This is a genomic window from Elusimicrobiota bacterium, assembly GCA_026388075.1.
Taxonomy (GTDB): domain Bacteria; phylum Elusimicrobiota; class Endomicrobiia; order Endomicrobiales; family JAPLKN01; genus JAPLKN01.
This window is the reverse complement of the sequence record JAPLKN010000128.1, coordinates 1-15,541: the sequence shown is the minus strand read 5'-3', so window position 1 is coordinate 15,541 and position 15,541 is coordinate 1. Positions and strand designations below refer to the sequence as shown.

General features: G+C 39.5%; 13 protein-coding genes. 11 read left to right on the top strand and 2 right to left on the bottom strand.

Annotated elements, in window-relative coordinates:
• The 6 genes from NT145_07060 to NT145_07035 form a co-directional block, all read left to right on the top strand.
• Positions 1-289 (top strand): DNA helicase (locus NT145_07060; protein MCX5782445.1); only part of this gene is annotated, 289 nt, incomplete at its 5' end.
• 13 nt (positions 290-302) lie between these two features.
• Entirely contained in the window at positions 303-989 is a 687-nt protein-coding gene (locus NT145_07055; protein MCX5782444.1) for a hypothetical protein, read from the top strand.
• A gap of 208 nt (positions 990-1,197) precedes the next feature.
• Positions 1,198-1,647, top strand: coding sequence for a hypothetical protein (locus tag NT145_07050; protein MCX5782443.1), 450 nt, complete (start codon positions 1,198-1,200; stop codon positions 1,645-1,647).
• Positions 1,648-1,712: 65 nt separating this feature from the next.
• Positions 1,713-2,087: a hypothetical protein gene (locus NT145_07045; GenBank protein ID MCX5782442.1), complete on the top strand. Its 375-nt coding sequence runs from the start codon at positions 1,713-1,715 to the stop codon at positions 2,085-2,087.
• 948 nt (positions 2,088-3,035) lie between these two features.
• Positions 3,036-4,856 carry a glycosyltransferase family 39 protein gene (locus NT145_07040; protein MCX5782441.1) on the top strand — a complete coding sequence of 607 codons (1,821 nt, stop codon included), beginning with the start codon at positions 3,036-3,038 and terminating at the stop codon, positions 4,854-4,856.
• A gap of 182 nt (positions 4,857-5,038) precedes the next feature.
• Positions 5,039-6,754, top strand: a complete 1,716-nt coding sequence (locus NT145_07035; protein ID MCX5782440.1) for a glycosyltransferase family 39 protein — start codon at positions 5,039-5,041, stop codon at positions 6,752-6,754.
• 111 nt (positions 6,755-6,865) lie between these two features.
• Here NT145_07035 and NT145_07030 read toward each other — a convergent pair whose 3' ends face one another.
• A complete protein-coding gene (locus NT145_07030) occupies positions 6,866-8,650 on the bottom strand; it encodes a polysaccharide deacetylase family protein (protein MCX5782439.1) in 1,785 nt (594 codons plus the stop codon).
• Between the two features lie 205 nt (positions 8,651-8,855).
• Here NT145_07030 and NT145_07025 point away from each other — a divergent pair, with 205 nt between their 5' ends.
• Both NT145_07025 and NT145_07020 read left to right on the top strand, forming a co-directional pair.
• A complete protein-coding gene (locus NT145_07025) occupies positions 8,856-9,197 on the top strand; it encodes a hypothetical protein (GenBank protein ID MCX5782438.1) in 342 nt (113 codons plus the stop codon).
• Between the two features lie 80 nt (positions 9,198-9,277).
• The gene (locus NT145_07020; protein ID MCX5782437.1) at positions 9,278-9,709 is read left to right on the top strand and encodes a hypothetical protein; all 432 of its coding nucleotides are present in this window, start codon (positions 9,278-9,280) and stop codon (positions 9,707-9,709) included.
• 95 nt (positions 9,710-9,804) lie between these two features.
• Here the strand turns inward: NT145_07020 and NT145_07015 are convergent, their stop codons facing one another.
• Positions 9,805-11,403, bottom strand: coding sequence for an amino acid permease (locus tag NT145_07015; protein ID MCX5782436.1), 1,599 nt, complete (start codon positions 11,401-11,403; stop codon positions 9,805-9,807).
• Between the two features lie 287 nt (positions 11,404-11,690).
• On the opposite strand from NT145_07015, the gene pabB reads away from it, so the two are divergent.
• From pabB to NT145_07000, 3 genes are all read left to right on the top strand, one after another.
• Entirely contained in the window at positions 11,691-12,803 is a 1,113-nt protein-coding gene (pabB, locus tag NT145_07010) for an aminodeoxychorismate synthase component I (protein MCX5782435.1), read from the top strand.
• A 377-nt stretch (positions 12,804-13,180) separates the two neighbouring features.
• A complete protein-coding gene (locus NT145_07005) occupies positions 13,181-13,891 on the top strand; it encodes a PDZ domain-containing protein (GenBank protein MCX5782434.1) in 711 nt (236 codons plus the stop codon).
• A gap of 78 nt (positions 13,892-13,969) precedes the next feature.
• The coding region (locus NT145_07000; GenBank protein ID MCX5782433.1) for a diphosphate--fructose-6-phosphate 1-phosphotransferase at positions 13,970-15,541 on the top strand (1,572 nt) is incomplete at its 3' end.

Here is a 15,541-nt window from a genome sequence, read left to right as displayed (position 1 = left end):
TGTTCTACGTATTACGAATGATGTTGATAGAAATCATGTGCGGTCAATCCTTCCTGATTCATTGGCAGGCTTAACCAAAGTTCTTTCAGGATTAAGAAGGAGAGAAGCAATATTTGTCGGGCAAGCCGCTATGCTACCTTCCCGGATTATGATGAGCCATCTAGAAAAAAATAGTCTGCCTCGTTCACACGATATTGATTTTGATAAAGCTTGGCAAAATGAACCGATGGATAAAGATACGATAGTAAAAATTGGTAATAGATGGCGTACGCAGCAGAAATCACTGTAAAAGGAAAATATGAATGTCTGAAATAAAAGAATTCCATTCAATGGACCTTCAAAACCAACGGATTGAGACAATATTTTATCTGACATTGCTTGTAAGCATTGTTCAGTTTGGGTTTATCCTTTGGGATATGCTCACACTCATTCCGGGTGTTGGTGCGCTTGTGGGCTTGAAAGCTCCAAACGCAATAACTTCATCGGGGCTGATGAGCAGTTTATATCTTGCCTTGCTGGGTATTTATGCGGGATACAAGGAATTTGTCCGCTGGACTTCAAGCGAGCAGGAAGTTCCCGAAGAACAGGTCATCAGATTCAAAAGAGGCGAGTTTATTGTTTCCTTTTGGATAGTCTTAACTGTCATTGCCTTAACGATCTGGCAGATGAAGATAATCGCAAGGATGCCGAATGAGCTTTTCAGAACGGCGCTTCAAGCTCTTGGCATAATGTTCGGAAGCTATGCATCAAAAGGGCTATATACGAAATCGTCAAAGAAGAAAGCGGAAGATCAAACCTTGGTAAATGACAATCAAGGCAAGATAATTGAATACATTAAAGCCAACGGAAGCATAGATAACGAAACCTGCCAAAAGGTTTTTAACTTAGACAGGGGCCGTGCCTATAGGTTGCTTGAAAAGCTTGAAAAACAGGGTGTTGTAAAGAGCGAAGGCACCGGAAAAGCAAGCAAATATACGCTGAAGAGCTAGAAAAATACGCACGGATGCCGACCTGATAAATCAGGACTCCATGAATTACGTTAAGGAAGTCGTGCGTATTCGTGCGCAAATCGAGCGTAAGGCGTGCACAAAGCGTGCGTAAACGAGTACGTATCGTCTGAAAATACGCACGCTAAACAATATGCACGAAATTATCTAGTTTAATATACTGGAAAGCAAAATTGAGTATGGAGCGAACATGAATGACAAAAATGTAGACAATCAAATTTCGGAAAGCTCACCTTCTGTGCAAACGCATCTCGGGATTTTGCAGGGGGTTATCGTACGAATGGCTACAAATAGCACGTCAGCAAAAACTTGGTGCATAACAATCGTTTCCGCAATTCTTGTTTTAGTAGCTGATAAAGGTAAGCCGAATTTCGCTTTTCTTGCATTTATACCTACGTTGCTCTTTTTGGCACTTGATGTTTATTACCTTGCTTTAGAAAAAGGATTCAGAAATGCTTATAATACTTTTATTAAAAAAATTCACAACAAGACATTGACGGCTGAGGATTTATTTTCGGTTGTGCCTGAAGGAAATCAATCGATTCTGCAAATTGAAGCTATGAAATCTTTCTCTGTCTGGGGATTTTATCTTGTTCTAAGTGTATTGATATTGTTGGCAAAAGTGATTGTTTTGAAATAGTTGCTGTGGTTTGGAATAAGGACAGAGCGTCTGTTAATAAGCAGATAGCTAAGGAGGAAAGTAAAATGGGTAAGAAAAGGGTGTTTGTAAGCTTTGATTTTGATAATGACAGGGCTCTAAAGGAATTTATTATTGGACAGTCGAAATTGCCTGATTCACCTTTCGAGATTTCTGATGCGTCCTTGAAGGAGGCTGCACCAGAAAAAGACTGGCTTGAACGAGCTGAAACAAAAATCAAGGGCTCTGATTTGGTTCTAGTTATGGTAGGCTCGCAGACCTATAAGGCTCCAGGAGTTCTTAAAGAAGTTGCTTTAGCTCGTAAGTGGTCGATACCTATTGTTCAGGTAATCGGTTACAAAGATGGAAATTACACTCCAGTTCAGAATGCTGGAAGTTTATATAAATGGGAGTGGGATAACCTGAAAAGATTGTTGGCATAGGCAGATATTAAAGTTAGTACTTTTCTAAGATATTTTTGAAGTCCAAAAATTAAGGAAGATCTTTGGGGAAGGGGGGTAATAAAGCAGACTGGCCCTTGCCCGCCCAACCCGTAGCCCGAATTTGGGCGAGGGAGTAGGCGACCGAGGGTACTAAACCCCGCATTAGCGGGGTTGGGGGGAAGGGGCTTTACCCAATAAGTCATTTAGTTAATTGGGCAGTCTGCGAGCCAACGCCAAGTTGCCGCCCGAATTGCCCCGATGTATCGGGGCGATAAAGGGGCGAGGAAGCTTTCGAGCCGCCGATTATGGAGCAACGAGCCAAATACATTCGGGCGAGTTGCGGAATGGCGAGCGAGAAGCGACGAGCGAATAAGGGAACGAGGACCCGCCCGTAGCAAATGGGAAGCTTTGCGGAGGGCGGAGTGTATCCGCAGTTTCCCGCACGGCAACGACCCCTAAACGGGGGTGGCGAGGGCTAAGTCGTACGGCTTTACTGCTGCGAAGCAACAGAGGGCGGACGAGCCCGAAAGAAACTCCTTAAAGCGCGCGGGAATAAAAAAATAAATCGTTTTGAGCGGGCGAGGGAGCCCACCTGACCCCGATTGCTTCTCTTTGCGAAGCAAAGATATCGGGGGAAGGGAAAGCCGGAAAAGAGTACTTCGACAAGCTCAGTATAAACAGTGCGACGACTTCCTCAAATCAAGTTCAATGGAGTCCCGCCGTGGCGGGAGAGCGGTCAGATGTTCTTGCGCTTGCAACCGTGAATCATGTTTGGTAAAATAACATCAACAGTTCGGAATAGAATCAAATGAGCAGCGTCTTTGAACGAATCGAACTGCGTTTGAAAGGAAGAAGAAGGAGAAACTCCCTTCTTTTTTAATTTGTTTTTCTCATCTCATATTATTAGTAAATAATTACACAAAGATGATTAGGAATAAGGCAGTTTTTATGATACTTATTATTAAGAAGTTTTTCTCTAAAAAATACCTTGAATATGTTATTGTTGGAATTACCATTATTTTCGCGCTTTTTCTAGGGTTAAAGGGACTAGGTAATAACAGTTATTGGGATGATGAAGCGGAAACGGGTATTTTTGCCAAAAACTTTCTTGCAACCGGAACTTTTACAGGTTGGGACGGACGAAATCTTTACACTTATCGTAACGGAGCATTACTTGATGACAATCTTCGAAGTATCAACCCGCCTTTACAATATATTGTTGCAGCAATAGGATTTAAATTATTTGGTTTTTCGAATTTCGCTGGACGTTTACCTTTTGTTTTTTTCGGTATAGCGTCTCTTATAATTTTGTGGTTTCTTCTACTTAAAGAGTTTCCAAACGAACCAGCTATTCGTTTATACACAATGGTCCTTACTGGACTTTCAACTCCATTTCTATTACATATCCGACAATGTCGTTATTATGCTTTATGTCTATTTTTTGGATTAGCTGCGTACTATTTGTATCGTCGTGCTATGAAAGATGATAAATTGTATTGGTATCTGTTGTCAGCTTTGACATTTGTAATGTTATTTTATTCCAATTTTTTGGCATGCATAGCGATGCTAGGTTCTGTTTTTATCATACAAATAGTTTTTTATGAGAAGTTCTTTATTTTTAGAAAACATTTAAAAATTGGATGGTCAATAGTCTTATTTGTTTTATTGACCGTACCATATGCTTTCCATTATCATATATGGCAACGTTATGATTATAGAATAGAAGATCTTTCTTTTACGACAAAAGCTATTTTTTTGTCGATAAAAGAGTTATGCGGATTAGATTTGTTAGGGTTCTTACCTTTTTGGGAAATGTTATTTAGAACGTTTTTGATTCCCGCTAAAATAGTTATGATACTATTTAGATCCTTTATAAATCTTGATAATTATGAATATTTGCCTTTAGGAGTGATAATTATTGGGATATTTGTGATATATTACTTTCAAAAAAAACAAAAATTACCAAAAATAATTTATGAATGGGCAATTCTAATACTTGGATATGTGCTCACGCTTTCGGTTGTTGCTGCTTACTGCGGGGGCCGGGGTGAGCCTAAATATATGATAATACTTTTACCGTTTTGTTCGAGTATTATCGGGACTTTTCTATATTATTTTCATAGAATACGATATGGCAGGCTCATTAGTATTTTTTTTCTAATAATATTATTATCTTCAAATGTTTTATCTTTTTATCCTCGTAAAATGTGGTTGTTGCCAGCACTTTTAAAAGAGTTTTTTAATGGTTATCAGACTTACATTGATGTCACTGTAAGCTACTTAGCAAAACACGCAAAAAGGAATGATATTATATATTGCAATGACGAATGTAACCTAAATGTTTTCCAATTTTACCTAGGAAACAAGATCATAGTGCAGGGGCGTTTGCGTAATACATCACAACTTCATAAGGATACATTAAATTGGTATTTTGGCCATAAATATACGCATCTTCATGCAGAAAAATTGAGTCTAATTGACGGTCTTAAATATATTGATGAATCCTATCCAGATTGGATCGTTATTTTTCAAAATAACAAACAACTTGTTCCAGAGATATTAAAATATTTTTCTCGTGGCCCTTTTGTATACGGAATCAATATCAAAGAACAACAATATATTATCCTTCAAGGTTCAGACAATCTGAGTGACCCTAACATAAGAGCGCATAATTTCGGATCGATTACTAATTTTGCCCCACAAGTAGTTGAGGTGAGCATTTTCAGAAAGACTGAGAGAAAACATCCAGATAAAAATAATAATATTTAGCTCTTATTTACATTTATTTTTTTATGAATTTTATTCGTGATTCTTAAGATGAATAAAAACTCTACCCTTGGTACGTTTTAGTTACTAGAGAACAGAATAACTCCCTTTCTCTTTTTAATTTGATTTATTTCACATTAATAGTAAATAATGACACAAAAATCATTAGGAATAAAGTAGCTTTTATGGCATCCTTCATAAAAAAGTTTTTCTCTAAAAAATATTCGGAGCATATTATTGCTGGAAGTATTATTCTTATATCGCTGTTTTTGGGAGTTGTTGATTTGGGAAACAATAATTATTGGGACGATGAAGCAGCAAATGCTATTTTCGCAAAAAACTATCTTGCAACCGGAACTTTTACAGGGTGGGACGGGAGGAACCTTTGTACATATAGAAATGGCGGGCTGCTGGACAAAAATCTTCGCAGTATTGAGCAGCCGCTGGGCTATATAGTTGCTGCCGCCGGATTTAAATTATTTGGTTTCTTAAATTCTGCCGGCCGATTTTTGTTTGTGCTTTTAGGTATCGCATCTCTCTTAATGCTTTGGCTTCTTTTACTGGAAGATTTCAGTAAAGAACCTGCGTTACGTATTTACACTCTGATACTTACAGCTTTTTCATATTCATTTTTATTAAATATTCGGCAATGCCGTTATTATGCTTTGTGTCTGTTCTTTGGCATGGCAGGTTACTATCTATATCGTCGTGCCATAAAAGATGATAAGTTGCAATGGTATCTGTTATCATCTATAGCGTTTGTGCTGCTATTTTATTCTAATGCATTAATTTGCGCAGCAATGGTATTTGGTATTATCTTGGTGCACATGATTTTTTACGCGAGACATTTTACTTTAAAGAAATGCATTAAAGTAAGCGAAGCTATACTTCTATTTGCATTGCTGACGGTCCCATACGCGCTGCAACATCTGATATGGGAACGTTACGATCATGCGACAACAAATCTTTTAGTTCCTTTAGGGATAAAGGAAGTTCTATATAGGAATCTAATGCTGCTCGATCTATCCGGATATCTGCCGATTGGAATGCTGATTATCGGGATACTCGCCGCAAAATTACTACAAAAAAAATTAAGTTTTCCCAGGTCAGTGTACGAATGGTTAGTGATGATACTTGGATATGTTCTGGCACTTTCTGTAATTTCGGTTAAAAGTGGTACTGGTGTTGCAATTAGATACTTCATATCGTTGCTACCGTTTTGTTCGGGTGTTATTGGCACTCTCCTTTATATGTTTCATGGAATGGGATATGGCAGATATATAGGCATTTTTTTTCTGGTCGTATTGTTGTCTTCAAATGCTTTGTCTTTTCATCCGCCCAAAAAGTGGTTGTTGCCGGCATTGATCACAGAGTTTTGTAATGATTACGAGACCCCGTACGATGCCGCTGTGCATTACCTGAAAACGAATGCAAGGAAGGACGATATTGTATACTCTTATCCTGAATACACAATGAATGTCCTTCATTTCTACTTAGGAGACAATCTGAAGATGCAGGGCCTTTTGCGCGATTCTTCACCTCAATACAATGAAACATTGAGCTGGGTAGGACTTGGGCCTAAATACACACACCTTAGCCGTGAAAAATTAAAGCCTGTTAACGGGCTTAAATATATTGATGAATCCTATCCTGATTGGATCGTTGTTTTTGACTATATAAAAATTCCCTATGGGCTATTAAAATATTTTTCCCGCGGTTCTTTCATATATGAAATTGATCCGCAGGGTAAAAAATACACAATACTTCCAGTCTTTGGGCGTGATATGACTCGTCCCGAACTGACATGGCATAATTTCGGGCCGATTACTCGTTTTGATCCCCGGGTCAATGGAGTGTATATTTTCAGAAAAACAGAAAGAAAACAACTTGCCAAAATGTGAATCAAAAAAATTGAATAAGCTATCATAAAGAGAGAGCAAGGGAAATAACCTTGCTCTTTTTCATTTTTAGCGGTTTTGACCGGGTTTTAGATACTCTTTGGGAAGGAAATATTATTTTTTATCGGATAACATCCTTAAGGCGTTATCAGTGACTATTCGCGAGAATTTTCCCGATAACATAATCTCGATAGTGGAAATGTCGTCAAAATAGTATTCTTTTTGCTCCTTTGCATTAGCAAAAGTAGTCTTAAATTTTTCTACATTGCGGCGGTAGGCGGAACTATAAACATAAAAAATCGGCAAAGGTGCTAACTTATCAGCGTTTCCCGAATATGTATCGCTACGATGCAACTCGTTTATATCTTTTAGATATGAGAGAGGAACAACCATGCTGAACAGCGGCAAAGGCTGCATGAAGGCCTGATTGAAATCATTCATTGAGTATTCCTTCCCCGCGGAATCCAGAGAAAGGTCAGGATGGTCTGAATCGTCAAAAACCTTGCTCAACAGTTCTTTGTTGGACATGCTACTGTAGCCAAGGCCTTGGCTGAAAGGGCTTTTTTCAGTTGGTTTCAGAACCGCCAAATCGCATAAGGTTTTTATCTTAAGAAAAAATTTGAGGTCTTCCGTGGCATATTCCCCTGCTTTTAATAACCTGTCGTAGTACTTTATATTTTGTTTGATGTGTCTTGCGTCATCAATACCGATTACCGACGGATTGACGACAATTATCCCTTTGACAAGATTGCGGTATCCCGTGTCTTTTTTCAGCAACTCAAGTACTAGGTCGAACCCGTCGTTCCAAGTAAGAATAACAGCCTTTTTATTTTTTTCCGCTATAGAATCCAGAGTCTCTTTAAAATCTGCGACATAAGTATTTAGTCCCCAGGATTGAATTGTCTTCATCTCTTTGTCAGGACGGTAAAAAGGGATATTATTATTCCTGTTTACGATGACATAGCTTTGAAACCCCGATTTAAGCGCGTTTTCGATGCTTCTATATATCCATCCCGCACCTATATGCGAGCTAGGGACAACTATCAAGGTTTTTTCTTTTTCCTCTTGGGGGAATTTAAAAAGCCGCGTTTTATAGAAAACGAAATACTTAGCCGGGCCTCGCTCGAGACCGAGGTTTTTTACTTCGTAATTTCGGCCCGAGGAATTCTTGTTTATTTGATTGATAATATGTATAAACTCGCCAAAGGTCGTGTTTCTGTAGATAACATAACGTTTCAAGTTATACCTATCAGTTGTTTCTTTGTTTGTTCCATCCATAACGCCAAATGCGAGCTTATAGTTTTTTTCTGCGATGTTTTTTGAACGGTTATCGAACATTCCGAAGGGATATGCAAATGTTTCAATTTTTCTGTCAACCAGTTTTTCAAGTTCATGACGAGATACGGCAATTTCTTGGTTGAGCGACTTTTCATCCAAGCGCGTAAGGAGCGGGTGCGTGTAGCCATGGCTGCCGAAATCAACCCAGTAAAGTTTCTGGAACTCAGCGATATCCTGAAAAGTCATATACTCGTTAGTCTTATTCAAAAGACCCGGAGACAAAAATAGTGAAATAGGGACTTGACTGCCTTTGATAAACGGAAGAATATTAATGGTGTTTTTCTTGCCGTCATCGACCGTCAGCAAAATGTTCTTATTGCCCAGCGAAGTGTACTTCTGTGGATTGTCCGAGAAATCGCTTAGGCGAACAATTGGGATGCCGGTTTCTTTGATATAGTCGATCTGCCATTCAAACACATCGGGCAATACCGAGTAAAGTTCGTCAAGCGAATTGTCGAATTGATGATAACATAGGGTAAGGTTTTCCGCCCGCAGGTACATACAAAAGATTAAAAAAAATAAAATAACAGCTATCGCTATTTTGTTAAAATATTTTCTCATGATATTACCTATTTATGGTGACAGAATTTTATAAATAAATATTGCTTTTGTCAAAATTTGGAGGATAGATCAGGCAGTAAATAGTTAAAGATTAAATTTGGCGATAAATAGGTATGTTCTTGCAAAATGGAATCAAGTTTGCTAAATTATATTAGCAGTTAAAAAAATAAGTATAGAGTTTTTTGTATAAAAAAGGAATTTTCTTATGTTTGAACACCATAGCCATCCTCTCATATCAATACAACGTTTGATTTGGAGAATGGTTTACAGCACATTGGCCGGCATATGCCTGATAGCGATTTCGCTTTTCATCGGTATGTGGGGTTATCACTATTACGAAAATCTAAGCTGGGTAGATTCTTTTGTTAATGCAGCAATGATTCTTTCGGGCATGGGGCCATTTGAACCGTTAAAAACTTCCTCAGGAAAAATATTTGCGGGATTTTATGCCCTGTATAGCGGTTTAGCGCTAATCACCATCGCTGCAATTATATTTGCGCCGATTATACACAGATTTTTACATAAGTTTCATTTGGAACAGAAATAATTTACCAGCCGGGATATTTACGAAATGAAACTTTTTAGTTTTGTTAAGTGTCTAATAAAGTGAAAAAGGAGGTGAAAAATATGAAAAGAGTAATTGCGATGTTGATGGCATGTATTTTTGCGGCGTCAGTCTGCACGGTAGCATTTGCTGACGAAAAATGGGAAGGCAAGAGCGAACAGTCCATGGAAAAAAAGCATCAGGAAAAACTCGACAAGATGACCAAGGATCTTAATCTTACAGTTGAGCAAAAAGACAAGATCTCCGCTCTTATGAAAGACAAAAGCGACAAGATGATGGCGGAAAAGAAAAAAATGATGGATGCTGAAAAGATTATAATGGACGACTACAACATGAAGCTTAAGGAAGTACTGACACCCGAGCAGGTGACAAAGCACGACAAGATGATGGAAGAGCACAAAGCAAAGATGGAAAAGATGAGGGAGAAAAAGAAAGAAAAAATGATGAAGAAAGGGACGAAAGAAGAACCGGCAGCACCAGCAGCAACGAAATAGGTTCTTAAAAGAAGGACGGTTTTATTGGTCTGAGTTTCTCAGCGATGAAAAACGTCCTTCTTTTTTTATTATAACTTTATTGTTGAACAGATTGCTTAAGTGTTGGGAGTATGATGATGCGGATGAGTATGATGTTCGGTTTTATGAAGCAAACTATGCCTGAAGCTGTATGAGAAAAAGACAAATAGTCCTAAAACAAGCCAAATAACAAATCTGGTCCAAGTAATGTTCGGAAGGCCGGTCATAAGGAAAATGCAGGAAGCAACGCCTAAAAGCGGAACAATCGGGCTGAAAGGCACTTTAAATACTCTGGGTTTATGGGGTTCTTTTACGCGAAGGATTATAACTCCGAAACATACCAGGCAAAATGCAAACAATGTTCCGATATTCGTCAAGTCAACCATTTCTTCAATATTGGTTAGTGCTGCAACCGTGGCAATTATGAGTCCGGCGGCAATGGTGGTTACATGAGGGGTTTTGAATTTTTTGTGAACTCGAGCAAAAATGTCCGGAAGCAGTCCGTCACGCGCCATTGAAAAGAAAATCCTTGCCTGCCCCATCTGAAGGACAAGTAAAACGGCAAGCTGTGCAGCAATAGAGCCGAAAGCGACAACAATTCCCGCCCAGTTAAGATTTATATGACGAAGAGCCAAAGCTAAAGGTTCAGCTTTTTCCTGGCTGAGAGCGCCTTTCAACGCGGAAAAAGGCATTATCCCTGTAAAAACTGCCGCCACAAGTATGTAAATGATAGTGCATATTATTAGCGAGCCGATTATTCCTATCGGCATATCCCTTCTTGGATTTCGCGTTTCTTCGGCAACCGTTGAAACGCAGTCAAATCCTATAAAAGCGAAAAAGACGATTGCCGCACCGGCTTTTATTCCGGCAAATCCGTTCGGCGAAAACGGAGTCCAGTTTTCCGGTTTTATAAAAAAAGAGCCCAAAACCACAAAAAAACCAAGCACTAAAAGTTTAATTGTAACAATAACAATATTGAACCTTGAACTTTCCTTGATGCCTCTTACCAAAAGAACAGTCAATAAAAGCACAATCGCGCTTGCCGGCAGGTTAAAAATAATCGGAATACCCAAAATATGCGGAGCGTTTTGCACCGCAGTAAATGTTTTTTGAAGCGCAGGTTGAAGTTCAGTGAACGGAACCCCGCTCTGCAATAATGCCGCAGCTTTATTGAACCCGTGCATAGCCGAACGGAAATCAAAAGTAATCCAAGCCGGAAGATCAATTCCCATGCTGTGTAATAATCCCACGAAATATCCGGACCAGCTTATGGATACGGCTATGCTTCCAACGCAGTATTCAAGCATAAGGTCCCAGCCGATTATCCAGGCAATCAGTTCTCCGAACGAGGCATAGGAATATGTGTAAGCGCTTCCTGAAATCGGCACAAGGGATGCAAGTTCAGCATAGCAAAGCGCCGCAAATCCGCAGGCAACGCCGGTGATTGCAAACGAAAGTATCAGTGCCGGGCCTGCGCCGGGACGTAAAGCATCGCCCGCAGCCGCGGTTCCGATTGTTGCAAAAATACCTGCGCCGATAATAACACCGACGCCGAATAAAATAAGTTCAACGGGGCCCAGGGCTTTTTTCAGCCGGTGTTCCGGAACGTGGCTTTCCGCAAGGATTGAATTTAGGTCTTTAAGCCTGAAAAGTTTGCTGGTCAAATTTTTTATCATAAAATGTTTTAACCCGAGAAACACAATTGGATTATGGAATTCTCCGAAAAAATCACTTCATCTTTTCGTCCAAAAAGTTGCTTACAGACCACTGGGGGGTATGCTCGCAACTTTTTGAACAAAAATATTTTGAGCTTTTTCGTCTCGGTTCGCATAACCAATCGCGGTTCTCGGGTTGATAATACCAAGAAAATAAAATTTTGTCAAAAGGATTTATTTTTACAGTACGCTATTTTATTTTAATAAAATATTTCTGTATAGGCACCCAGGCCGTCAGGAGATGCTCCGTGATTGTATATACAAAGTTTGATAACAAACCTTACCTTTTTGATTCCCATAAGGAAATTATTACCTGCCGTAAAACCTCAGAAATTAAAAAAACCTTTGAAAAAATGGACTCTTTTCTTAATCAAGGTTATTATTTGGCGGGATTTATTTCTTATGAAGCGGGATATAGCTTTGAGGAAAAACTTGATCAGGAAATAAACTATTCTTTTCCGCTGATATATATGGGATGTTATGAAAAGCCGTTTCAAGCCAACGATTTTTTGAAAAAAGCCAAAAATCCATTTAGTATTTCAAACATCCATCCCTCTATTTCTTTTGAAGATTATCATAACGATATTCATAGCATACGGAGTTTTATTTCAACGGGAGATGTGTACCAAATCACATATTGCCATAAAATGAAGTTTGCGTTTAAGGGAGATGCTCTTTCGCTTTTCCGTCAGCTTCTTGTTGAACAGCCGGTTCCATATCCCGCATATATTGAAACTGAAAAGTTTAAAATACTTTCACTGTCTCCCGAGATGTTTGTCCACAAAAAAGGGAGAATCGTAAACACCAAGCCGATGAAGGGGACATGGCCGCGGGGAAATAACTTTATCTCCGATTTGGCAGCGGGATACCGCCTAAAATATGACAAAAAAAATCGGGCTGAAAATGTAATGATAGCGGATCTTTTACGAAATGATCTTGGGCGTATCGCTGATAAGGTTTGGGTGAAACGGTTGTTTGAAGTGGCTCCGTATACCACACTCTACCAGATGACTTCATCGGTTTCTGCCAATGTTGATCAAAATATTTCTTTATATGAATTATTCAAAGCGATTTTTCCTTCAGGGTCGGTTACCGGAGCTCCTAAAATACGGGCAATGGAGATAATTCGCCAGCTTGAAGGAGAAGAAAGAAGAATATATACGGGCGCCATCGGATTTATAGCTCCTGACAGGACGTTATATTTCAATGTTCCCATAAGAACTCTTCTTTTAGACGGAGATCAGGGGGAAATGGGTGTCGGCGGCGGAATTATATGGGATTCTACATCCGAAGGCGAATGGGCTGAAAGCATGCTGAAAGCAAAGTTTCTTACCCGCCTTAGCAAAAATAGCCCAGCTTGAGTTGGGTAATTTCATGGAGGAGATATATACATATTTTGTGGAAATGCAAAAAGGGTAATCCACAGAAGTCCTTCGACTTCGCTCAGTACAGTGAGCCTGTCGAACTGCTGTGTCAGCAATGCGGCAGCCTGTCCGCAGAAGCTGTTGAGGCAATAAAGCGAATAGCTGTGTCTATTGCCGAAACGTAAAGCGAAGGCGGAGATAGCCGCGATAATTGCTGACACGTTTAGCGAAGGTGGATACTTTGGCGAAATCCGCCAAAGATGGAGCAGGTATGGGCTCCATAAGTTTATCAAACTGAAAAATTAGATGCTTTTTAAAAATTTATGTATAATATCAGCTCATTCCATTATTAAGTCCAAAGCTATGGAGAGATTGTGGCATTAATAAGGGTAAAATCCATTTTGTTTTTGGGAACATCAATTTTAGTGATAATGTCCGGCTGTGCGGCGAATCGTCCTTTATTGCACAGGGGTTGGATAGGAGGCGAATATGAAACCGCAAAAAAACCTTTCATAAAAATGCCTCCTTCGCTGAAAGATGAAAGAGAGTTAGTCCCGGCATTACCTGATGAAATAAAGAAAAATCAAAAAGGAGCAGTGATAGTTACAAAAATAACGGAAAACACGCCCGCAGGCGAGGCGGGCATTAAAGAAGGGGATCTCATATTAAAATTACAGGGAAGAAAAATAAAGAATGTCCGTGTTTTAAGGAAGATGGTTGATTCGGTGATTCCCGGACAGACCTTGGTTTTAACTATATACCGCAACGGGGAAATAAATGAATACCCGGTAACGGCAGGAAAGGAAAGTTTCAAAAAAATGAAGTACTTCTATATCGGGTTTCGTTTAAGCCCATATATGGATATTTTCCCGGACCCGGATTTTTCTATTTTTTCAATAGTCAGTTATAAGGAAAACAGCGGAAGAATGCTTTTGAATTCTCCTGTCAGCCAATACGTGTTAAAAAATTCAAACTATAAAAATTATGCCAATAATCCTATATGGGATCTGTGGCTGGGCATCTTTGGTTTCGGCGGAAGTGAATCTATAATCAGCCAGGAAGTAGTTAAAGTTGGGAAAAAATAGAAAAAAATGACGGTCCGCCCGCTCCGAAGGAGTGATGCGAGACGTCGCCCCGATACATCGGGGAGCGGAGGAATTGCAGTGGAAAAACAGCTTAAAATTTCGGAACTTCAAATTGAAAGATCAAAATTTAAGCCGGTACTGCCCGAGGTATTAAAAGGCGGCCCGTCTTCGGTAAAACTAAAATTCGGCAAAGCAACGGAAAGCATTGCCCATAAGGATGAAGTAAAAAACCTTTTCGCTACTACTTACGGATTACCTTGCGTAACTTTTGCTAAAGGGATAAATAGTCCCGTCTCAAGAAAAACTGTTAAAGTAGGCGTAGTACTTTCCGGAGGCCAAGCTCCTGGCGGGCACAACGTTATTGCGGGAATTTTTGACGGCTTGAAAAAAGCGAATACAAAAAACAAGCTCATTGGTTTTTTAGGGGGGCCTTCAGGCATTCTTGAAAATAAAATGAAAGAAATAACCGCTCCTTTAATGAATGAATACAGGAACACCGGCGGGTTTGACATAATACAGTCCGGCCGTACCAAAATAGAATCGCCTGAACAGTTTGAATTGACAAAGAAAAATCTCGTAGATAATAAAATTGATGCGCTAGTTGTTATCGGCGGCGACGATTCCAATACAAATGCAGCTCTTTTGGCGGAATATTTGAAAAATGAGCAAACGAATATCAGCATTATAGGCGTTCCCAAAACAATTGACGGCGATTTGAAAAACGAAAACATTGAAACATCATTCGGGTTTGACACGGCAACTAAGATATATTCCGAGCTTGCCGGAAATATATGCCGCGATGTTAACTCGGCGCGCAAATATTGGCATTTCATCCGTTTAATGGGGAGAAGCGCTTCTCACATAACATTGGAAGTCGGATTTAAAACCCAGCCGAATATTGTTTTAATAGGCGAAGAAGTGCTTGCAAAAAATATGACACTTTCCCAAGTTGTAGATAATATAACCAATATTATTGTTCGTCGGGCAGAACAAAAGAAAAATTTCGGCGTTATTTTAGTGCCTGAAGGCCTGATTGAGTTTATACCGGAAATGAAAGAGCTTATAACTGCGCTAAACGATGTCCTTGCGGAGAACGAAGAAAGCATAAATGCTTTATCCCACATTGAGGAAAAGAGAAGCTTAGTATATACCAAACTTCCCGGCCATCTCGCAGAGCTTATGAAGTCGCTTCCGGATTCCATTGAAGCCCAGCTTATGCTTGACCGAGACCCTCACGGAAATGTTCAAGTATCACAAATTGAAACTGAAAAGCTTCTGGTTGAAATGGTGAAAAGCAAGCTTTCAGAACTGAAAAAAACCGGCCAATATCAGGGCAAATTTTCCGCGATTACTCATTTTTTCGGTTATGAAGGACGCTGCGGGGCACCGTCAAATTTTGACGCAAATTATACCTACGCGTTAGGTTATACATCTGCCGTGCTAGCATTAAACGGTTTTACCGGCTATATCTCGTCAATTAAAAAACTAGTTAAGGATACGAATATGTGGGAATGCGGAGGAACGCCTCTTACCATGATGATGAACATTGAGCGAAGAAAAGGGAAAGAAAAACCTGTTATACAAAAGGCTTTGGTGAAACTTGACGGCGCGCCGTTTAAAATATTTGAGAAAAATAGAGAAACGTGGGCA

Excerpts from the sequence above, each read along its gene's own strand:
- NT145_07055 (MCX5782444.1), top strand. The coding sequence starts at position 303 with ATGTCTGAAATAAAAGAATTCCATTCAATGGACCTTCAAAACCAACGG.
- NT145_07025 (MCX5782438.1), top strand. The coding sequence starts at position 8,856 with ATGTTTGAACACCATAGCCATCCTCTCATATCAATACAACGTTTGATT.
- NT145_07030 (MCX5782439.1), bottom strand. The coding sequence starts at position 8,650 with ATGAGAAAATATTTTAACAAAATAGCGATAGCTGTTATTTTATTTTTT.
- NT145_07045 (MCX5782442.1), top strand. The coding sequence starts at position 1,713 with ATGGGTAAGAAAAGGGTGTTTGTAAGCTTTGATTTTGATAATGACAGG.
- NT145_07035 (MCX5782440.1), top strand. The coding sequence starts at position 5,039 with ATGGCATCCTTCATAAAAAAGTTTTTCTCTAAAAAATATTCGGAGCAT.
- NT145_07050 (MCX5782443.1), top strand. The coding sequence starts at position 1,198 with ATGAATGACAAAAATGTAGACAATCAAATTTCGGAAAGCTCACCTTCT.
- NT145_07015 (MCX5782436.1), bottom strand. The coding sequence starts at position 11,403 with ATGATAAAAAATTTGACCAGCAAACTTTTCAGGCTTAAAGACCTAAAT.
- NT145_07040 (MCX5782441.1), top strand. The coding sequence starts at position 3,036 with ATGATACTTATTATTAAGAAGTTTTTCTCTAAAAAATACCTTGAATAT.
- NT145_07020 (MCX5782437.1), top strand. The coding sequence starts at position 9,278 with ATGAAAAGAGTAATTGCGATGTTGATGGCATGTATTTTTGCGGCGTCA.